The sequence below is a fragment of the Mycolicibacterium arcueilense genome, from assembly GCF_058536225.1.
The window spans coordinates 45,855-64,899 of the sequence record NZ_JBZTYL010000016.1; the positions used below are offsets into that span (position 1 = coordinate 45,855).

Annotated in this window: 18 protein-coding genes; 8 read left to right on the plus strand and 10 right to left on the minus strand. The window is 67.5% G+C overall.

Going from position 1 to position 19,045, the window contains the following annotated elements; genetic code table 11:
* The first annotated feature begins 6 nt into the window (after nt 1–6).
* Both hpnE and AC4LGL_RS18890 read left to right on the plus strand, forming a co-directional pair.
* The gene (gene hpnE, locus AC4LGL_RS18885) at nt 7–1,356 is read left to right on the plus strand and encodes a hydroxysqualene dehydroxylase HpnE (protein WP_491840118.1); all 1,350 of its coding nucleotides are present in this window, start codon (nt 7–9) and stop codon (nt 1,354–1,356) included.
* The gene (locus AC4LGL_RS18890; protein ID WP_491840119.1) at nt 1,353–1,943 is read left to right on the plus strand and encodes a TetR/AcrR family transcriptional regulator; all 591 of its coding nucleotides are present in this window, start codon (nt 1,353–1,355) and stop codon (nt 1,941–1,943) included. Before hpnE ends, AC4LGL_RS18890 begins: the two co-directional genes overlap by 4 nt.
* Here AC4LGL_RS18890 and AC4LGL_RS18895 read toward each other — a convergent pair.
* The 4 genes from AC4LGL_RS18895 to AC4LGL_RS18910 form a co-directional block, all read right to left on the minus strand.
* Nucleotides 1,930–2,694: an amino acid ABC transporter ATP-binding protein gene (locus AC4LGL_RS18895; RefSeq protein ID WP_491840120.1), complete on the minus strand. Its 765-nt coding sequence runs from the start codon at nt 2,692–2,694 to the stop codon at nt 1,930–1,932. The genes AC4LGL_RS18890 and AC4LGL_RS18895 overlap by 14 nt on opposite strands.
* On the minus strand, nt 2,691–4,109 hold the full coding sequence (locus AC4LGL_RS18900; RefSeq protein ID WP_491840256.1) for an ABC transporter permease subunit: 1,419 nt from the start codon (nt 4,107–4,109) through the stop codon (nt 2,691–2,693). Before AC4LGL_RS18900 ends, AC4LGL_RS18895 begins: the two co-directional genes overlap by 4 nt.
* Nucleotides 4,110–4,204: 95 nt before the next feature.
* Nucleotides 4,205–5,086 carry a tRNA glutamyl-Q(34) synthetase GluQRS gene (gluQRS, locus tag AC4LGL_RS18905; protein ID WP_491840121.1) on the minus strand — a complete coding sequence of 294 codons (882 nt, stop codon included), beginning with the start codon at nt 5,084–5,086 and terminating at the stop codon, nt 4,205–4,207.
* Nucleotides 5,087–5,099: 13 nt separating this feature from the next.
* Nucleotides 5,100–5,468 carry a hypothetical protein gene (locus tag AC4LGL_RS18910; RefSeq protein WP_491840122.1) on the minus strand — a complete coding sequence of 123 codons (369 nt, stop codon included), beginning with the start codon at nt 5,466–5,468 and terminating at the stop codon, nt 5,100–5,102.
* Between the two features lie 50 nt (nt 5,469–5,518).
* Here AC4LGL_RS18910 and AC4LGL_RS18915 point away from each other — a divergent pair, with 50 nt between their 5' ends.
* From AC4LGL_RS18915 to AC4LGL_RS18925, 3 genes are all read left to right on the plus strand, one after another.
* A complete protein-coding gene (locus tag AC4LGL_RS18915) occupies nt 5,519–6,820 on the plus strand; it encodes a carboxylesterase family protein (RefSeq protein ID WP_491840123.1) in 1,302 nt (433 codons plus the stop codon).
* 91 nt (nt 6,821–6,911) lie between these two features.
* On the plus strand, nt 6,912–9,713 hold the full coding sequence (locus AC4LGL_RS18920) for a helix-turn-helix transcriptional regulator (RefSeq protein WP_491840124.1): 2,802 nt from the start codon (nt 6,912–6,914) through the stop codon (nt 9,711–9,713).
* A 69-nt stretch (nt 9,714–9,782) separates the two neighbouring features.
* Nucleotides 9,783–10,637 carry a hypothetical protein gene (locus AC4LGL_RS18925; RefSeq protein WP_491840125.1) on the plus strand — a complete coding sequence of 285 codons (855 nt, stop codon included), beginning with the start codon at nt 9,783–9,785 and terminating at the stop codon, nt 10,635–10,637.
* Here AC4LGL_RS18925 and AC4LGL_RS18930 read toward each other — a convergent pair.
* Nucleotides 10,634–11,707: an ATP-dependent DNA ligase gene (locus tag AC4LGL_RS18930; protein ID WP_491840126.1), complete on the minus strand. Its 1,074-nt coding sequence runs from the start codon at nt 11,705–11,707 to the stop codon at nt 10,634–10,636. The two genes, AC4LGL_RS18925 and AC4LGL_RS18930, sit on opposite strands and share 4 nt — an antisense overlap.
* 218 nt (nt 11,708–11,925) lie before the next feature.
* Between AC4LGL_RS18930 and AC4LGL_RS18935 the strand changes: the two genes are divergently transcribed.
* Nucleotides 11,926–12,984 (plus strand): ATP-dependent DNA ligase, encoded by a 1,059-nt coding sequence (locus AC4LGL_RS18935; protein ID WP_491840127.1) that lies wholly within the window; start codon nt 11,926–11,928, stop codon nt 12,982–12,984.
* A 1-nt stretch (nt 12,985) separates the two neighbouring features.
* Entirely contained in the window at nt 12,986–14,029 is a 1,044-nt protein-coding gene (ligD, locus tag AC4LGL_RS18940; RefSeq protein WP_491840128.1) for a non-homologous end-joining DNA ligase, read from the plus strand.
* A 5-nt stretch (nt 14,030–14,034) separates the two neighbouring features.
* Here ligD and AC4LGL_RS18945 read toward each other — a convergent pair whose 3' ends face one another.
* Both AC4LGL_RS18945 and AC4LGL_RS18950 read right to left on the minus strand, forming a co-directional pair.
* Nucleotides 14,035–15,087 carry an aldo/keto reductase gene (locus AC4LGL_RS18945; RefSeq protein WP_491840129.1) on the minus strand — a complete coding sequence of 351 codons (1,053 nt, stop codon included), beginning with the start codon at nt 15,085–15,087 and terminating at the stop codon, nt 14,035–14,037.
* Entirely contained in the window at nt 15,084–15,971 is an 888-nt protein-coding gene (locus AC4LGL_RS18950) for an SDR family NAD(P)-dependent oxidoreductase (RefSeq protein WP_491840130.1), read from the minus strand. The genes AC4LGL_RS18945 and AC4LGL_RS18950 overlap by 4 nt, the downstream gene beginning before the upstream one ends.
* Nucleotides 15,972–16,054: 83 nt before the next feature.
* Here AC4LGL_RS18950 and AC4LGL_RS18955 point away from each other — a divergent pair, with 83 nt between their 5' ends.
* Complete coding sequence (locus tag AC4LGL_RS18955) at nt 16,055–16,621, plus strand: TetR/AcrR family transcriptional regulator (protein ID WP_491840131.1); 567 nt, start codon at nt 16,055–16,057, stop codon at nt 16,619–16,621.
* Here AC4LGL_RS18955 and AC4LGL_RS18960 read toward each other — a convergent pair.
* The 3 genes from AC4LGL_RS18960 to AC4LGL_RS18970 form a co-directional block, all read right to left on the minus strand.
* Nucleotides 16,605–17,168 (minus strand): TetR/AcrR family transcriptional regulator, encoded by a 564-nt coding sequence (locus AC4LGL_RS18960; RefSeq protein WP_491840132.1) that lies wholly within the window; start codon nt 17,166–17,168, stop codon nt 16,605–16,607. The two genes, AC4LGL_RS18955 and AC4LGL_RS18960, sit on opposite strands and share 17 nt — an antisense overlap.
* A 25-nt stretch (nt 17,169–17,193) precedes the next feature.
* Nucleotides 17,194–17,658: a GreA/GreB family elongation factor gene (locus AC4LGL_RS18965; protein ID WP_491840133.1), complete on the minus strand. Its 465-nt coding sequence runs from the start codon at nt 17,656–17,658 to the stop codon at nt 17,194–17,196.
* A gap of 96 nt (nt 17,659–17,754) precedes the next feature.
* Entirely contained in the window at nt 17,755–19,005 is a 1,251-nt protein-coding gene (locus AC4LGL_RS18970; protein WP_491840134.1) for an NAD(P)/FAD-dependent oxidoreductase, read from the minus strand.
* Nucleotides 19,006–19,045: the final 40 nt, after the last annotated feature.

The following is a 19,045-nucleotide window of genomic DNA, read 5'->3' on the forward strand; positions in this document are numbered from 1 at the left end:
TGCGACGTGAGTGGACGCTACGTGGTGATCGGCGGTGGACTGGCCGGACTGGCCGCCGCGGTGTGGCTGAGCGAAGCCGGAAAGAACGTCACCCTGTTGGAACGTCGAGGTCAACTCGGCGGTCGCACCCACGCCATGCGCGCCGAAAGCGCCGACGACACACCTGACAACGGCCAGCACGTGGTCGCCAGTGGATATGAGCACCTGTGGCGCTATCTCACCAGTGTGGGTACCAGGCAGTTCATCGAGTTTCCGAAAAGCTCGACGCTGCGCTGGCCCGACGGGCGCAAGGTCACCATGCAGACCACCGGCGTCGGTGCGATACGCACCCTGCTCGGGGTCCATCCCGACGCGAGCTGGGGCGACCGGCTGCGTGCGGCCCGTGCGACCGTGCGGTTGGGTTGGCAGGCCCTGCATCAGCCTGCCGACCTGGCCGACCTCACCACGGAGCAATGGTTCGAGCGGGTCGGCATGCCGGCTCCGGCGCGGGAAGCCCTGTGGGACTGGTTGGCCCTGGGTATTGCGGCCGAGCCGGTTGACCGCGAGTCCGCCAAGGTGTTCGCCAACGTGATGGCCACCGGTTTCCGGCTCGGGGTCAAACACCGCACCCCGGTCACCATCGGCTACCCCACGGTGGATCTCGACACGCTCTACATCGCCGGGGCGTTGAGGGTCTTCGAGGAGCGTGGGGTCGACGTGCGGTACCGCTCGGTGGCCCGAAAGATCGTGATCGACGAGGGCAGGGTCACCGGCGTCACGCTGTCCGACGGCACGGAGATCCCCGCTGACGCCGTCGTCTGCGCAGTGCCCAACTCGAACATCGGCGGACTACTCGACGATCTGCCCGAGCATCCCGAGATCTATGCCGCGGCAGACAAACTCGGCTACACCCCGATCGTCAGCACCAACCTGTATCTGGACCGGCCGTTGGGTACCGAATCGGCGTTCGAGGGGTTGATCGGCGGAACCGGGGTGATCGACGAGGTATTCGACCGCCAGATCATGCACGGCCGCAACACCGAACGGGCCTGGCTGTACTGCCTGACCACCAGTGGCGCCTACGAGCAGATCCACAAGAGCAACGACGAGATCGTCGACGAGCAGCTGGCGCTGCTGCGCCGGTACTACCCGGCGGCGCGGGAGGCGAACGTGGTTCAGGCTCAGGTGGTCAAGATGCCCAAGGCGACCTTTTCACAGGTGGTGGGAACCGACGCGCTTCGCCCGTCGCAACGGACCTCGGTTCCCTCGTTGGTGCTCGCCGGCGACTGGACCGCCACCGACTGGTCGGCGACCATGGAGAGCGCTGTGCAGAGCGCCGCGAAGGCCGTGGACCTGTTGCTGGAACTCCGGCAATGACGCGACGCCGGCTCAGCGGCGCCGAGCGCAGGGCGCAGCTGCTCGACGCGGCCCGTGACATCGTGGCCGAGGACGGCTACCCCGCATTGACCATCGAGCAGGTTGCGAGCCGGACAGGCGTCACCAGAACGGTTGTCTACCAGCAGTTCACCGATCTGGCGGGTCTGACCACCGCGCTGCTGGACCGTGAGTCGGCGGTCGCGTTCGCGGGAATGGGCTCCGTAGACCGACCCGACCTCGATCCGGAGCAGTTGGGCAGGGGCATTCTGGCCTACCTGCATGCGGCACCCGCGAGTTGGCGCATCATCCTGCGACCACCCGACGGCGCTCCTCCGGCGCTGCGAGAGCGCATCGAACTGGGTCGCGCCTACGCCAGGAAGGTCGCGGTCCGTCCGCTTTCGCTCGCGGCAGGGGTGGATATCGACCCGGATGCCACCACGGTGCGAATTCTGTTGTCGGCCATCGAGGAACTCGCCCGGATACACCTCGACGATCCGGTCGGTCATCCCGACGACGAGGTGCTGGACCACCTGCGGTCCCTCTCCGCGTGGGCGGTGGCCACCACGCGAAAGGCTACAGCGGGTTGAGGATCCGCTGCAGGAACTGGCGGGTGCGCTCTTCCTTGGGGTCGCCGATCACCGCGGCAGGCGGGCCCTGTTCGAGGATCACGCCGCGGTCGGTGAACAGCACCTGATCGGAAACCTGCCGGGCGAACTGGATTTCGTGCGTGACGATCACCAGCGTCCACCCTTCGACGGCCAGGTCCCGGATCACCGCGAGCACCTCGCCGACCAGCTCGGGGTCCAGTGCCGAGGTCGGTTCGTCGAACAGCACCACTTTGGGTTTCAACGCGAGCGCCCGGGCGATGCCGACGCGCTGCTGCTGGCCGCCCGAGAGCTGATACGGGTACTTGTCGCGCTGGTCGGCCAGCCCCACCTGGCCCAGCAGCTCGGTCGCCTCGGCCAGCACCTCCTGACGCGGGCGCTTCTGCACGATCAGCGGGCCCTCGGTGACGTTCTGAAGGACGGTCTTGTGCGGAAACAGGTTGTGGGACTGGAACACAAAGCCGCTCTGCGCCCGGTAGCGGCGTAGCTGGTCCTTGGGTACCGGCTTGGAGAAGTCGAGTTCGGTGTCGCCGACCCGGATCACCCCGGAGTCCGCGACATCGAGGGCGTTCAGCGTGCGCAACAGCGTGGTCTTACCGGAACCCGACGGACCGATGACGGTGGTCGCAGTGCCGCGCGGCACGGTGAACGACACACCCTTGAGCACCTGGAAGTCGCCGAACGCCTTGTGCACGTCGGTGGCGACGATTCGGTCTTCGCCTTCTGTGGTCATCGCGCAACGTGCCTTTCCAGTCGGCGTTCCAGGCGACTCTGGCCGAACGACAGCACCAGGCAGATCACCCAGTAGTAGATCGCGGCCGTGCCGTAGAGAGCGAAGAACTCGAACGTGGGCGCCGCGATGATCTGGGCCTGCCGCAGCAGTTCGGTGACCAGAATCGTCGACGCCAGCGAGGTGTCTTTGACCAGGGAGATCAACGTGTTCGACAACGGCGGGACCGCGACCCGGGTGGCCTGGGGCAGGACGATGCGCCGCAGCGTGCCGGTGTAGTTCAGCCCGATCGTCTCGGCGGCTTCCCACTGCCCCTTCGGGATGCTCTGGATCGCCGAGCGGATGATCTCGGCCGCATAGCCGCCGACGTTGAGGCTGAACGCGATCACTGCGGCAGGGAACGGGTCGATCTTCACCCCGAACTCAGGAAGGGCGAAGAACACGATGAACAACTGCACCAGCAGTGGGGTGCCGCGGATGATCGAAATGTAGAACCGGGCGATGTTGCTCAGCACCACATTCGGCGACAGCCGGGCCAGCGCCACCGCCAGCGCGATGACGAGCCCGATGGCGAAGCTGATGATCGTCAGCGGAATGGTCATCGTCAGAGCCGCTTTGGCCAGCGGCCACAAGTTGTCGGCGATCAACTGCCAGGTGGAGCGGGGCGCAGGCGCGCCGCCTTCGGGCGCCCCGGACGCGTTGGCCTTGAGGTACTTCTGCGAGATGGTGGCCAGCGTGCCGTCGGCCCGCAACTCGTCGAGTGCGGTGTTGAGTTCGGGCAGCAGGCCGCTGTCCTTGCGTGCGGCGAAGCCCTGTTCGCTCTTCTCGCCGACGGTGCCCGCGATCTTCACCGACGTGTCGTTGGTCTCGGCCAGATACGCGTAGACGGCGATGCTGTCGTTGACCACGACGTCGACGCGGCCCTGGTTGAGGAGCTTGATGGCCTGGGTGAACCCTTCGACCGCTTCCACGCGCGCCCCGGCCTTGCGGGCGATCTCCGACCAGTTGCTGGTGGCGTTCTCGGCGGCGACCTTGCCCTTCAGATCCGCCAGCGACTTGATCGAGTTGTCGTCGGCGCGGGTGACGATGACGCCCTCGCCGATCGAGTAAGGCTGGGACAGGTCGTATTTGGCCTGACGTTCCGGCGTGATCGTCACCTCGTTGGCCACCACGTCGAACCGGTTGGCCTCCAGTGCGGCGAAGATCGAATCCCACGGCGTTTCGACGAATTCCACTCTGACGCCGAGTTTGTCGCCGACCGCGCGAGCGACGTCGACGTCGTAGCCGACGAGTTGTCCGGTGCCGGTGTCGTGGTAGCTGAAGGGGGAGTACACGCCTTCGGTGCCCACGCGCAGCACGCCGGACGATTTCAGCGGTTCATCGGTCTTGCCGGCTTTCCCGCCGCAGGCGGCCAGCATCACCGCGACGATCAGCAGGAGGCCCAGCAGCGGAATTCGTCGGGAGCGCACGGCCGGACGCTAACAGGGGCACGCCCTATTCGGCAGGCTTCTGCTCAGCCCGGCTGATATATCCACGGATGCCGCGGCAGAGCGGTCGGGTCGAACCGGTCGAGCATGCCGTCGACGTCGAGCGGCGGCCACCCCAGCGACGCACTGATCTGCTCCAGTGCCCGCTCGACGCCGATCTCGGCCAGGGTGACCGCTCCGTCGCGTTTTGCCAGCCGGGCACCGTCCTCGTTGAGCACCAGCGGGACATGGGCGTAGACCGGCTCCGGGTACCCGAGCAGCCGCGCCAGATAGGCCTGCCGTGGAGACGAACTCAACAGGTCGTCGCCGCGCACCACCTGGTCGACGCCGCCTGCGGCATCGTCGACCACGACGGCGAGGTTGTAGGCGGGCACCCCGTCACCGCGGCGCACCACGAAGTCGTCGATGATTCCGGTGTAGCTGCCGTGCAGCAGGTCGGTGACGGTGCCGACGAAGGTGTCCGTGCGCAGGCGCAGCGCAGGTGGGCGTCCGGTCTCGGCGCGACGTTCGGCGCGTTCGGCGTCGCTGAGGTCTCGGCAGGTGCCCGGATACGCCCCTTCGGGGGCGTGCGGGGCTCGCGGCGCCTGGGCGATATCCCTTCGGCTGCAATAGCATTCGTACAGCAGCCCACGGTCGAACAGGCCCCCGATCACCGCGTCGTAGCGTTCCTCGTGGGCCGTCTGCCACTGCACCGGTTCGTCCCAGGTCAGTCCGATCGCGGCCAGGTCGGCCACCTGGCTTTGTCCGATCTCGGGAAAAGTGCGGTCGTCGAGATCCTCGACGCGCAGCAGGAACCGCCGCCCGGTGGACCGGGCGAACAACCAGGCCAGCACCGCGGTGCGCAGGTTGCCGATGTGCAGGTCGGCCGACGGGCTCGGCGCGAACCGCCCGGCGGGGGTTGGGCTCACGCCCGCAATCTAGCTAATCGCGGTCCCAGGGCGCTGTCTCGCCCATCTTCTCGTAGTACTTCGCGAGGTGGCTTTTCACTCGGCCGATGTCGTCCTTCGGGAGGTCGACGCCGCCGCGGGCGCCGTCCATGATCCCGCCGGCAGCCATCACGCCGCGAGGTACGACCTCCAGCTTGCCACCGACGACGTCGGCGATCAGCAACTTGTAGCCGGTGAAGTTGTCCTTCGCCTCCTTGTCGTACCAGACGTGCGCGTCGCGGTATTTCTCGTTGGGTTCGTCCTCTGCACCGGCCCACTTGCGGACCCGTTTGTCGGCGGCATCGCCGTCCCACTCCCGGTCCCGGTCGGCCAGCGGCAGATCCTGAAATGCGGTTACAGACATGCTGTTGGCATGCCCGGCTGCGGGCGGCGGTAAACGCTAGCGTTGGCCTCGTGCGCGAGCGACACATCACCGGCGGCACCATCCAGGTTGAACGCGAGGACGGACTGGTCCGCGCACGCGGCGTGCGCTACGGCACCGCGAAGCGGTTCGCCGTGTCCGAACCGCCCGCGGCCTGGTCGGGGGTTCGCGACGCGACGCAACCGGGTCCGGCCTGCCCGCAGCGGCCGTCGCGTCTGGGCTGGGTGACCGGCGACGCACTCGCGGGCTTGTCGATGAACGAGAACTGTCTCGTGCTGACCGTCACGGCTCCGGCCGATGCGCACCGGTTACCCGTCATGGTGTGGTTTCACGGCGGTGCGTACGTCGCAGGCAGCGGTGAGTCTGCCAAGTACGACCCCGGTGCCTTGGTCCGTGCGGGCAACGTGGTGGTGGTCAACGTGAGCTACCGGCTCGGCATCTTCGGCTACCTGTCGCCGCCCGGGGCCGGCGCGGACAACCTCGGACTGCGCGACCAGATCCTGGCGCTGCGCTGGGTGCAGGACAACATCGCGGCGTTCGGCGGGGACGCTGCCAATGTCACCGCGTTCGGTCAGTCCGCGGGTGCGCATTCGGTCATGTCGCTGATGCTGTGCGAGGAGGCGGCCGGGTTGTTCCACCGCGCGATCCTGCAGAGCGCCCCGCTGGAGCTGGACGAGGGGCGCGACGACATGGCTCATGCCATGGGCGCGGCGATGGCCGGCTCGCTCGCCGGAGCCGACCCGGCCGAGGCCAGCGTGGAAAAGCTGCTTGCCGCAGAAGCTGCCGCCGTTGCCGCCGCACAGGGCTTCGGTCTGCTGGGCGGTCTGGCGTTCGCGCCGCGGCTCGGCCGGGGCCCGCTGCCGGCACCCGCAGACGTGCCCGGGGCCATCGCCGCTGCCGCGCGCCGCATCGAGCTGCTGATCGGCTACACCAAGGACGACGCCGCGCCGTTCGTCGCGATGGATCCGCGGGTGGCCAGACTCAACCGGGTGCCTGCCCTCGGCCGGCTCGCCGTCCGGGCCGGTTCGAAGGCGGTCACGAAGCAGGCGTTCTCGGGCCCCGCCGAGCGTTTGGCGCAGGCCTGGCGATCCCACGGCGGCCGGGTCGGTACTTATCGTTTCGACTGGATACCGGCCGGCGCGCCGCTGGGCGCCTGCCACTGCATGGAGTTGCCGTTCCTGTTCGGCTCACCGCGGTCCTGGGCGGATGCCCCCATGCTCGGCCCGCAGCGTGCGATCGACAACCAGCTTTCCGCCGAAATGCGCACTCGCTGGACGCAATTCGCGCACCGTGGAGTCGAATCGCTGCCCACACCGGCACTGCGGTTCGGCTAGTTCAGCAGCCGGCCCGGGAGGCACCTTGCCGGGGAGGCCGGGCCTGGCCTGCCTTGATAAAGTTTCGGCAAAATTCGGACTCGGTGGTGTGATGGCGATTATGGGCGCAGTCCCGTCTCTACGTGGACGCGTCAGCGAATGCGCGGCCCTTCGAACCCTGGTCTCGGGTGGCCGTTCGGGCGGCAGCGCGGTGCTGGTGGTGCGCGGCGAGGCGGGAGTCGGGAAGACCGCCCTGCTGGACTACGTCGTCGAACACGCGCCGGGGTTCCGGGTGACCCAGGTGGCCGGGGTCGAATCCGACATGGAACTTGCCTTCGCCGGATTGCACCACCTGTGTGCACCGCTGCTGGATCATCTCGACAAGCTCCCCGAGCCGCAGCGCGACGCGCTCTCGGTGGCTTTCGGTCGTGGCGTCGGCCCGGTGCCTGACCGTTTTCTGGTCGGTCTGGCGGTGCTCAGTCTGTTGGCTGCCGCGGCTGACCGGAAGCCGCTGCTGTGTGTGATCGACGATGCTCAGTGGCTCGATCAGGTGTCGGTACAGACCCTGGGTTTCGTTGCGCGGCGATTGTTGGCGGAGCCGGTCGTCATGGTGTTCGCCGTCCGGGACAGTCACACCGGCGCCGCCGTGGACATCCTGCCCGACCTGCCCGAGCTGCGGCTCGAAGGGCTTTCGGACAGTGATGCCAGGGACCTGCTGGACTCGGTGGTTCTGGGGCGGCTCGATGAGCGGGTCCGTGACCGGCTCATCGCCGAAAGCCGCGGTAATCCGCTGGCGCTGTTGGAAGTGCCGCGAAATGTCTCGGCCGCGGAGCGCGCCGGCGGCTTTTGGATCGTGGGCACGCGGCCATCCGTCGGGCAGGTGGAGGAGGGCTTCGTCCGCCGAATCCAATCGCTGCCTGCGGACACTCGTCGGTTGGCACTGCTCGCGGCGGCGGATCCGGTCGGTGATCCGGTGGTGTTCTCCCGTGCCGCGGGGTACTTGGGGATCGGCATGGATGCGCTGGCGCCGGCCGAGGCTGCCGGGGTGATCGAGTTCGGCCCCCGCATGCGGTTTCACCACCCGTTGGTCCGGTCGGCGGCCTATCGGGCGGCGGACGTGGCCGACCGCCGGGAAGTGCACCGCGCCTTGTCTGTTGCCACTGATCCCGAGCTCGATCCCGACCGCCGGGCCTGGCATGCGGCAAACGCCGCGGCCGGTCCCGACGACGCAGTGGCAGCCGAACTGGAAGCCTCGGCCTGGCGGGCGCAGAGCCGGGGCGGGATCGCCGCCGCGGCGACTTTCCTCGAGCGGGCGGCGATCCTGTCGGCCGATCCGGCCCTGCGCAGCTCCCGGGCGATCGCGGCCGCCGAGGCCAAACGTGAGGCGGCTGCCCCTGAATCCGCCTATGAGCTGCTGTCCCTGGCTGAACTGAATCCGCTGACCGAGCTCCAGCGGGCACAGGTGGGCAGGCTGCGGGCGCAGATGGAGTTCACCCGCAGCCGGGGTGGACTGCCGGGTGCGCCACCGGTCCGGCATGCGGCCGGATTGCTGCTCGACGCCGCCAAGCGGTTGGAGAATCTCGACGACGAGTTGGCGCGCGAGACCTACATGGAGGCGCTGGCCGCCGCGATGTTTGCTTCGCGCAGTCAACCGGAGGCCCTCGTCGTGGCCGCCGAAGCAGCGCGCGCCGCGGTCGAAAAGGTCGAGGCACCGTCTGGGCCCATCGATCTACTCCTCATCGGCATGGCGAACCTGATCACCGATGGACTGCCCGCGGCGGTCGAGCCTCTGCGCACCGCGCTGGAGCTGTGGAGTGAGCACACCCGGCGCCACGACGGCCGGGCGTTTCGTTGGTTGGCATTGGCCTTCCCGATCGTGCACGAATCCGCTGCCCATGAGATCTGGGACGACGAGCTGGTCGACCGGCTGGCCACCGACATGATCGGCTACGCCCGCGCCACCGGCGCGTTGGCCATCCTTCCGCCGGCGATCGCCTACCACGCCGGTGTCCAGACACATAAAGGTGAATTCGTCACAGCTGCAAGGCTTATGGAGGAGGCCGACTCCATCTCGGAGGCGATCGGTCACCGTCCGATGAAGTACCACAAGGTGGAATTGGCGGCCTGGCGCGGCGATCTCACCGAGGCCGGCGACCTCATCGAGGCTGGTATGGCCGAGGGGACCGCCAAGGGCGAGGGCCGACTGCTCGGGGCGGCGGGCTACGCCGCCGCAGTGCTCTACAACGGCTTGGGTCGCTACGAGGAGGCCCTGACAGCTGCCAAACAGACGTGCGAATTCCACGACGTCGGGTTCTACTGCTGGACCCTGATCGAACTGGTCGAGGCCGCCATGCGGGTCGGCGAGCGGGATGTCGCCGAGGACGCAGTGCGGCGGTTGGAAAGATGTACGGAGTCCAGCGGAACCGATTGGGGGCTGGGCGTATTGGCCGCGGCCCGGGCTGTCGTCGCCGACGACACCGAGGCCGACGTGCTGTTCAAAGAGTCCGTCGAGCGGCTCAGTCGCACTCGGATCGGGGTGCAGCTGGCGCGGACCCATCTCCGCTACGGGGAATGGCTACGTCGCCAGAAGCAACGCACCAGTGCCCGTGAGCATCTCAACACCGCCTACGAGATGTTCACCAAGATGGGCGCCACCGGGTTCGCCGAGCGGGCCCGGCGTGAGCTGACCGCCACCGGTGAGAAGGTGCGCAAACAGCCGATGGCCTCGGGCGACGTGCTGACCGCCCAGGAGGCGCAGATCGCCGGTTTGGCCCGTGACGGGCTGACCAATCAGGAGATCGGCGCACAGTTGTTCATCAGCACCCACACCGTCGAATGGCACCTGCGCAAGGTCTTCGTCAAGCTCGGTGTCCGGTCACGCCGGCAGCTGCGCACCGTGTCGTGGAGTAGCTGAACCACACTCGCTCCAAGACCACGGGTTTTCAAGGGTCCCAAGGGTCCTTCCAACAACGAAGCTCACCAAATGGCGACAATTTTGTTGCAGACCACGATCACCGAGAATCCCGACGACTGGGATGTCAGTCGATTCTCGATGCTGGCGGCTGAGCTGCGCGCGGACGGCCACGAGGTGCTGGCCCGTAACCGCACCGAACATGCCGGGCAGGACCCGGTGCTCAGCCATCTCGACGAGCTCGGGTTCGATCAACTGTGGTTGATGGCCGTCGACGTCGGCAACGGTCTGACACCCGAAGAATGCGCGGCGATCGGCCGGTTCCGCGGACTCGGAGGCGGGGTGCTCACCGCCCGTGATCATCAGAACCTGGGCAGCTGCCTGAAGGGACTGGGCTCGTTGGGGCAGGTCAACGAGTTCCACGACGCCAGCTTGGACCCGCTGACGCGGTGCGACGACCAGGACAATCCCGACATCTCTTGGCCCAACTATCACTCGGGCGCCAACGGCGACTACCAGCCGGTGCTCGCCGGGGAGCCGGTGCACCAGCTGCTACGCACGTCCCGGACCGTCACCGGTCGCATCGAGTGGTTCCCGGCGCACCCCCATGAGGGTGCGGTCTCGGCCGGCGTGCCGTTCGCGACGGTGGTGGCTCAGGGCCGCAGCACCGCGACCGGCCGACAGTTCAATCTCGCGGTGGCACTCGACGGTGAGCGCACGCCGGAGGGCAGACCGATGGGGCGGGCCGTTGCCGAGTCGACCTTCCACCACTTCGCCGACTACAACTGGGATCTGGCGCATGGGGCGCCTTCGTTCGTCACCGACCGGCCCGGCCGGCAGATCGGGGCCGACCCGTCCCGTCTGGGCGTGTTCAAGGATTACGTGCGTAATCTCGCCACCTGGCTGCAGCCGGCGGACCATTACTAGCTGGAGAGCAGGCCCGGGACGATGTCGTTGAGCCCGAAGGTGACCGGCTGTTCCAGTTGGGCGTAGGTGCACGAGCGTGGGTCCCGGTCGGGCCGCCAGCGGTTGAACTGGGCGGTGTGCCGGAAGCGCCTACCCTCCATGTGGTCATAACGGACCTCGACGACGCGTTCGGGCCGCAACGGCACGAAGGACAGGTCCTTGCCGGCGTTCCAACGTGAGCCGCCGCCGTACCTAAGCGCGAGGTCCGGGTCGGCGGCCACCTGGGCGGCCCAGTTCCATGGATGGTTCTCGAAACTGGTGACCAGGGGCTGCAATTCGGTGAACAGGGCCCGGCGTCGCGCCATCGGGAAGGCGCCGATGACGCCGACGGATGCCAGCTCGCCGTCATCGGTGTAGAGCCCCAGCAGCAGCGACCCGATCGCATCCGGCCCCGACTTGTGGAGCCGATAGCCGGCGACCACGCAGTCGGCGGTCCGCTGGTGCTTGATCTTCACCATGACCCGTTTGTCGGGCTGATAGGTGAGCGTCAGGGGTTTGGCGATCAGTCCGTCGAGCCCGGCCCCCTCGAATTCGCCGAACCAGCGCCGCGCGGTCGCCATGTCGGTGGTGGCCGGGGTGACATGAAAGACGGGGCCGGAACCCAGCGCGCCGACCAGAGCGGCGCGGCGTTCACTGAACGGTCGGCCGGTGAGGTCGTCGTCTCCGAGGGCAAGCAGGTCGAAGGCGATGAAGCTGGCCGGGGTCTGTTCGGCCAACAGACGCACCCGGGAAGCCGCGGGGTGCAGACGCAGTTGGAGTGCCTCGAAGTCCAGGCCTTTGTCGGTCGGCAGGACGATCTCGCCGTCGACGACGCACCGCGGCGGCAGCTCGGCTTTCGCGGCCTCGACCAGTTCGGGGAAGTAGCGGGTCATCGGCCGCTCGTTACGGCTGCCCAACTCGACCTCGTCGCCGTCGCGGAACACCAACGCCCGGAAGCCGTCCCACTTCGGTTCGTAGGACGCGTCCGGTGGGATCGCCGTTGCGGGCTTGGCCAGCATCGGTGAGACGGGCGGCATCACGGGTAGCAGCATGGATCCGGACCTGGTGTGGATTGGGTGGATTGTGGCTACTCAGTATGCGCGACACAGTCCGGCCGAGCCGCGAGACAAGAGCGGGAGTACTGGGTTTCAGGCGGCCTCATCGGGTATGCGTCAAGCAGAGCACGGCTGGTCCCACCCGCCGCCGGTGTCCGCGCGATGAGTTCGCCGCGGCGCGGCGGTCTAGATCCGTGACGCCCCGATGAACCAGGATGGAGCCCGTGGACCTACCCGTAGTGCCGCCGATCGAACCGATGCTCGCCAAAGCCCAGGCGAAGGTGCCCGACGAGGCCGGGGCGTGGTCATACGAGCCGAAATGGGACGGCTTCCGCGCACTGGCCTTCCGGGACGGCGACGAGGTGGTGTTGCAGTCGCGCAGCGGAAAGGAACTCGGGCGCTACTTCCCCGAACTACTCGACGCGCTGCGTGACGAACTCGCCGACCGTTGTGTCCTCGATGGTGAGGTGGTGGTGCCCCGCGAGATCGACGGCCGGGTCCGCCTGGACTGGGAGTCGTTGTCGCAGCGCATCCACCCCGCCGAATCGAGGGTGCGGATGCTCGCCGAACAGACCCCGGCACACTTCATCGGATTCGATGCGCTGGCCACCGGTGACCGGTCGCTGCTCGCCGAGCCGTTCCGGGTGCGCCGGGAGGCGCTGATCGAGGGCGTCGAGTCCAAGAAGTGGTGCCATGTCACGCGGACCACCACGGATCCCGAACTCGGCGCGCAGTGGTTGCAGACCTTCGAGGGAGCCGGGCTCGACGGGGTGATCGCCAAGAAGCTCGACGGCCCCTACCTGCCGGGCAAGCGGGAGATGGTGAAGGTCAAGCATCACCGCGACGCCGACTGCGTGGCCATCGGTTACCGCATCCACAAGAGCGGGGAGGGCGTCGGCTCGATCCTGCTGGGCCTCTACCGATCTGATGGCGAGCTGCAGATGGTCGGTGGCGCAGCCTCGTTCAGCGTCAAGGACCGGATCAAGCTGCTGGCCGACCTGGAGCCGCTGCGGGAGGGTGACGAAGTCCGCGAGGGTGACCCCAGCCGCTGGAACTCGGCCGCCGACAAGCGCTGGATCCCGGTGCGCCCGGAGCGCGTCTGCGAGGTGGCGTATGACCAGATGGAGGGCAACACCGAGAACGGTCGCCGCTTCCGGCATGCGGTGAAATTCATGCGCTGGCGCCCGGACCGGGAACCGTCGAGTTGCACATTCGACCAGCTCGATGTGCCGCTGAACTACGACCTGAACGACGTCCTCGAGGGAGATAGTTGAGATGGCAACCCCCGCAACCGAACTCGATGTCGACGGAATCAAGGTCCGGTTCACCAACCCGGACAAGGTGTACTACCCGAAGCTCGGCAAGGACGGCACCAAGGGCAAGCTGATGGAGTACTACCTGTCCGTCGCCGACCGTATGGTCACGCTGCTCAGAGACCGGCCCACGCATCTGCAGCGGTTCCCCGACGGCATCGAGGGGGAGGAGATCTACCAGAAGCGGGTGCCGCAGAAGCATCCCGAATACCTGGAGACCTGCGTCGTCACCTTCCCCTCCGGACGCACCGCCGACGCCCTCAAGGTGACCCATCCGGCGTCGATCGCGTGGGCCGCGCAGATGGGCACGATCACGTTGCACCCGTGGCAGGTTCGCTGCCCGGACACCGAGCATCCCGACGAGTTGCGCATCGACCTCGACCCGCAACCGGGCACCGGATTCGCCGAGGCCGCCGCGGTGGCCTGCGATGTGCTCAAGCCGCTGCTCGACGAGCTGGGCCTGGTCGGCTATCCCAAAACCTCGGGCGGTCGCGGCGTGCACATCTTCCTGCGGATCAAGACCGACTGGGATTTCATCGCGGTGCGCCGCGCCGGAATCGCGTTGGCCCGTGAGGTGGAACGGCGGGCCCCCGATGCGGTGACCACGTCGTGGTGGAAGGAAGAGCGTGGCGAGCGGCTGTTCATCGACTACAACCAGAATGCCCGCGACCGCACGTTTGCCTCGCCGTATTCGGCCCGCAAGACCCCGATCGCGACGGTCTCGACCCCGTTGTCCTGGGACGAACTGCGCACCGCCAACCCCGACGACTACACGATCGCCACCGTGCCGGATTTCCTTGCCGGACGCGAGGATCCCTGGGCGGACATCGACAAGAAGAAGCAGTCGCTACAGCCCCTGTTGGACCTGGTAGCCGCCGACGAGGAACGCGGTCTCGGTGACCTGCCGTACCCGCCGAGCTATCCCAAGATGCCCGGTGAGCCGCCGCGGGTGCAGCCGAGCAAGAAAGTCGCCGAGAACTGGGACGAGGACGGCAATCCGAAGTAACGAGTTCACCGGACTGTCCGGGCGTGAACCGGGGCGTAGCGCTCGCCGGTGATGCGCCCCGGTGCGAAGATTTCGGCCAGCAGTGCCACCTCGTCTGCACTGATCGCAACATCGGTGGCGGCGATGTTCTCCCGAACGAACGGGATTCGCTTGGTGCCGGGGATCGGCACCACATCGAGCGGCTGCGCCAGCAACCATGCCAACGCGAGCTGTCCTGGGCTGCAACCCTTCTCTGCTGCCAACGCCTGAAGTTGCTCGACGGGCTCGAGGTTGACGGCGAGATTCTCGGCAGAGAACCTCGGGTTGGTGGCGCGGAAGTCGTCCGCGGCGAAGGTGCTGCCGGATTTCAGGGAACCGGTGAGCGCCGAGCGGCCCAGCGGGCTGTAGGGAACCAGGGTGATGCCCAACTCCCGGCACGTCGATGTGATGCCGTCCTCGACGCGTCGCTCCCACAGCGAGTACTCGGATTGCAGTGCAGAGATCGGGTGGGTGGCGTGGGCGCGGCGGATCTGGTCGGGCCCGACTTCACTGAGCCCGATGGCACGGACTTTGCCCGCCGCGACGAGTTCGGCCATCGCTCCGACGGTTTCCTCGATCGGCACGTCCGGATCGAGGCGATGGCAGTAGTACAGGTCGATGACGTCGGTGCGCAAGCGTCGCAGGCTGGCCTCACATGCAGTCCGCACATACTCCGGCCGGCCGTCGATCGCGATCCCGTCCTCGGTGTCGTTGATCTTCGCCGCAAACTTGGTCGCCAGTACGATCTCGTCCCGGTGCCCGGCGATCGCTTCGCCGATCAGTTGTTCGTTGTGGCCGAAGCCGCGGATCGGCACACCGAAAGTGATGTCGGAAGCGCCATAGACGTCGGAGGTGTCGAGGAAGTCGACCCCGAGTTCGAGTGCAGCGCGAATGGTCGCCATTGACTTGTTGTCGTCGGCGGGCCCGTAGAACTGTGACATTCCCATGCAGCCCAAGCCGATTGGGTGCACCGTCAAATCGGAGTGTCCGAGGGTGACGGTCGCCGCCCCGAAGGCCGGGCTGTGATTCGTTGTCGTCATTTGACGGCTCCCAGCGGGTCGACCTGAGCGGTGGTGACGTCATCGGCTGCGGTGGACAGGCTGAGGGCCTCCCACTTCTCGTCGTCGGCGAGCAGGTCGCGTCCGGCAGCGGTGGCGTAGCGGTAGGCATCGGGTCCGACGAGCAATCGCTCTGGAGGATCAGGCATCTCGGCGATGGTGAGCACCAGTTCGGCCACCTTGGCCGGATCGCTGGCGCCGAGGTTCTCCGGAGTGCTCTGGGCGATCGACGTACCGACGGTGTCGGCGTATTCGGCGCGGACCTCGGCGACCCGCATCGACGACCCGGCCCAATCGGTGCGCATGCCACCGGGTTCCAGGACGGTGACCGTGATTCCGAGTGGTGCGACTTCCTGTGCGAGCACACCGGAGAAGCCGGTGACTGCCCACTTGGCCGACTGGTAGGCGCCCAAGCCGGCCCGCACGAGTCGCCCGCCGACCGAAGAGATCTGCACGATGTGGCCGGCGCGCTGGGCACGCATGACGGGTAGTGCGGCTTGCGTGAGCCTTACGACGCCGAAGAAGTTGGCGTCGATCTGGGCACGAAAGTCGTCGAAGTCGGAGTCTTCGATCGCGGCCATGTTCGCGTAGCCGGCGTTGTTGACCAACACGTCGAGTCCGCCGAACCGCTCGACCGCGGTGGCTACGGCGGCGCGCACTTGTTCGTCGTCGGTCACATCGAGTTGGACGACGGCGAGACGGTCCGGCTCCTGAGCGGCCAGATCGGACAGGGCGGTGGTGGAGCGGACGCCGGCGACGACGCGGTGCCCCGCGCCCAACGCGGCCTCGACGATCGAGCGGCCCAGCCCGCGGGATGCGCCGGATACCAGGAACACAGATGGCTTTGCCGATAACTCGATGTCCATGACTCTCCTATGTCTACGACTGTATACATCTGACAGGTATACATACGTAGACTTGGCGCCGGTTATTCCCTAGCGTTCTGGGCATGGCTTCATCCCGACCACGCAATGCGGCCGCCACCCGCGAGGCGATCCTGCAATCGGCGATCCGGCACTTTGCGCTGTCCGGGTACGACGGGGTCGGCGTTCGTGAGATCGCGCGAGACGCCGGGGTCACCGCGATGCTGGTGAACCGCTACTTCGGTTCCAAGGAGCAGCTGTTCGCCGAGGCCGTCGAAACCTCTTTCGCGCCACCGACGATCGTCGCGGAGGAGCCGGACGCCCTCGCGCGCGATGCTGCGATCGCGCTGACCGAACGCTCCGACCCGGATGCCGACCCGCTGGAGCCGTTCCTGATCATGCTCCGCTCGGTCTCGAACCCGGTAGCGGTGAACATCGTGCGCGACGCGATCGCACGCCACGTCGGCCAACGGTTGGCCCGCCAGCTCTCCGGGCCCGACCGTCAGCTCCGCGCCGACGCCATGCTGTCGGTGATGAGCGGGGTCCTCTTGATGCGGCGGGTGATCAGGAGCCCGGGCCTGACCGATGCCAGCGCCGGCCAACTGACGGACCTGTTCGAGCGCGTGTTCTCCGCGATCATCGAGCCAGCATGAGATCCAGGAATCTCTCGTAGCGGTCGGCGGTGGTCAGGGCGTCGGCCGAGTCCATCAGATGCAGCACGCCGATACCCGTTGCGAACGTGGCCTGTCCGCGCAGCGCCGCGTCCTCGGGGCTGAACCCGTAGTCGAGATAGGCCTTGGTCACGGCGACCAGCACGCGGTGGTCGGCCGCCCGCACGTTGGCGGCGGCGACGTCGTCGGAGCGGGCCCACTCCCGCATCGCGCGTTCCAGTGTCCAGTGCTGCGGGCTGAGCAGCTGCCTCATCATCCCCGACAATCGCTCGCGAGGCGGCAGGTGTTCGAGTTCGGCCAGTGACCGGCGATCCTGCTCCAGGAACGCATTCCACGACGCGACCAGGGCCGCTCGGTAGCCCTTCATGTCGGTGAAGTGCCAGTAGAAGCTGCCCCGGGTCGCGCCGATCTGCTCGCAGAGTCGCTCGATCTTCAGTGCCCGCATCCCGTCGGAGGCCAGCAGGGCATACCCGGCCTGCACCCAGTCATCGGCGGTCAGGCTGCCTGGCGTGCCTTTGCGTTCGGCCATCCGAACAGACTAGGACGCACGCGGCTTATCCCACGGCCGGCAGGTGCATCCCGAACGGCACTGCACTGATCAGGGTGACCGGCAGGGCCTCGCCGCTGGGTACCGGGTAGTGGCGCTGCTCGCCGGGACGCGCGCCGACGATCGCCTCGCCCAACGGTGAGTTCACCGAATAGACCTCTAGGTCGCCGTATTCCGCGCCGCGGACGCCCAGCAGGAAGGTCTCGATCTCGCCGGTCTCGTCGTAGCGCACGGTCAACACCATGCCCGGCTCGGCCACCCCGTCGTCCGGCGGATCCTCACCGACGACGGCGTTGAGCAGCAGGTCGTGGATCTGCTGGATACGGGCCTGACGGGCCCGCTGGATGGCCACTTCGTTCTCGTCAGAATCGGAGGCCGCTTCGTTGGCGATCAGATCGCGCAGCGTCGACAGCTCGACCTGCATGCGCTCATACGCCTGTGGCGATAACCAAATACGTTGGCTGACAGTCATTGTGATTTCCTTCCGATGATGCGGAGTTGCCGCCAGGGGCGGGATGCTCGCCGCCCCTGACGGCTTGTGGGCCCGTCAGGGCAAAGTCGTGGATCGTCAGCGCAGGGGATCGAATTCCCGCAGCGCCTCGGGTTGCTTTCCGGTGGTCATGTATTCGGCGAGCAGTCGGCCGGTGACCGGACCGTGGGCCAGTCCCCACATGCCGTGACCGCCGGCCACGTAGATGCCTTGTGCCACTTCGCCTATCAGCGGGCGACCATCCGAGCTGACGGGGCGCGGGCCCACCCACACATCGGTGCGGGCCTCCCAGTCCACACCGTCGAGCAGCGGGGCCGCCGACGCGATGATGGCGTCGACCCGCGGCGGTTGCACCGGATCGTCGGGGGAGCGGAACTCCATGGTTCCGGCCACCCGCAGCTTGCCCTGATACGGCGTACAGGCGACGCGGGCGTCGGGCAGGTAGATGGGCCCGAGAATCGGGCGGTCCACCGGCACGGTGAACGAGTAACCGCGACCGGCCTGCACAGGAGTACGGACCCAGGGTTTCGCCAGCTTCGACATCCACGCGCCGGTGGCGATCACGGCGGTCTCGGCGCTCAGCGATCGGTCGGCCAGGTCGACGTTCACTCCGGCACCCATGGCGCGCACGTCGGTGACCTCGCCGATGACCAGTTCGGCGCCCCTGGCGATGACGGCATCACCGAGTGCCTGGACGAACCGGCCCGGGTCCACGAAGCGTTGGCCCTCCACGCTGATGCCCGCGGTGATCGCCGGCGACGCCAGCGGGACATGGTCGCGCAGCGTGTCACCGGACAGGCCGGTGACCGTGACGGTCTGCCCGACGGCGGCCATCCGGCGTAGTTCGGTCATCAGGTGCTCGGCCTGACGGGCGGTTTCGAACAGTGCGGTGATCGGCCCGTCGGTGGTGGGTACCGCCACGCCGTTGGCGGTCAGCACGTCGTAGGCCTCGAGGCACTCCTCGTTGAGCGGCACGTTGGCCTTGGCCACCCGGGTCCAGGTCGACAGGCGGCAGCTCATGGCGAACCGGGCCAGGAAGGCCAGCAGGCGAGGGCCCGATGTCAGCGGGATGTGCAGCGGAGCGGCCGGGTCGAAAAGCGACCGCAGGCCATAACGCAGCACCCCCGGATCGTTGAGCGGGATCGTCAGCGCCGGCGAGACCCAGCCGGCGTTGCCCCACGACGCACCTGCGGCGACCCCGGTGCGGTCGACCACGGTGACCTTGACCCCGTGCTCCTGAAGAAACCATGCGGTGGACAGGCCGACGATGCCTGCACCCACGACAACCGCTGACCGCGGTGCACCGTCAATGCGCTCGACCCCATACATGCTCCCATGGTGAGGCCGCTCACGCGCTCAGTGTTTGCGC

Bases quoted from the DNA above. Each gene is read 5' to 3' on its own strand.
- AC4LGL_RS18965 (WP_491840133.1), bottom strand. From the start codon at position 17,658: ATGACTGTCAGCCAACGTATTTGGTTATCGCCACAGGCGTATGAGCGC.
- AC4LGL_RS18900 (WP_491840256.1), bottom strand. From the start codon at position 4,109: ATGCTGGCCGCCTGCGGCGGGAAAGCCGGCAAGACCGATGAACCGCTG.
- AC4LGL_RS18910 (WP_491840122.1), bottom strand. From the start codon at position 5,468: ATGTCTGTAACCGCATTTCAGGATCTGCCGCTGGCCGACCGGGACCGG.
- AC4LGL_RS18895 (WP_491840120.1), bottom strand. From the start codon at position 2,694: ATGACCACAGAAGGCGAAGACCGAATCGTCGCCACCGACGTGCACAAG.
- ligD (WP_491840128.1), top strand. From the start codon at position 12,986: ATGGCAACCCCCGCAACCGAACTCGATGTCGACGGAATCAAGGTCCGG.
- AC4LGL_RS18925 (WP_491840125.1), top strand. From the start codon at position 9,783: ATGGCGACAATTTTGTTGCAGACCACGATCACCGAGAATCCCGACGAC.
- AC4LGL_RS18955 (WP_491840131.1), top strand. From the start codon at position 16,055: ATGGCTTCATCCCGACCACGCAATGCGGCCGCCACCCGCGAGGCGATC.
- AC4LGL_RS18920 (WP_491840124.1), top strand. From the start codon at position 6,912: ATGGCGATTATGGGCGCAGTCCCGTCTCTACGTGGACGCGTCAGCGAA.
- AC4LGL_RS18950 (WP_491840130.1), bottom strand. From the start codon at position 15,971: ATGGACATCGAGTTATCGGCAAAGCCATCTGTGTTCCTGGTATCCGGC.
- AC4LGL_RS18960 (WP_491840132.1), bottom strand. From the start codon at position 17,168: ATGGCCGAACGCAAAGGCACGCCAGGCAGCCTGACCGCCGATGACTGG.
- AC4LGL_RS18890 (WP_491840119.1), top strand. From the start codon at position 1,353: ATGACGCGACGCCGGCTCAGCGGCGCCGAGCGCAGGGCGCAGCTGCTC.
- AC4LGL_RS18935 (WP_491840127.1), top strand. From the start codon at position 11,926: ATGGAGCCCGTGGACCTACCCGTAGTGCCGCCGATCGAACCGATGCTC.
- AC4LGL_RS18930 (WP_491840126.1), bottom strand. From the start codon at position 11,707: ATGCTGCTACCCGTGATGCCGCCCGTCTCACCGATGCTGGCCAAGCCC.
- AC4LGL_RS18945 (WP_491840129.1), bottom strand. From the start codon at position 15,087: ATGACGACAACGAATCACAGCCCGGCCTTCGGGGCGGCGACCGTCACC.
- AC4LGL_RS18970 (WP_491840134.1), bottom strand. From the start codon at position 19,005: ATGTATGGGGTCGAGCGCATTGACGGTGCACCGCGGTCAGCGGTTGTC.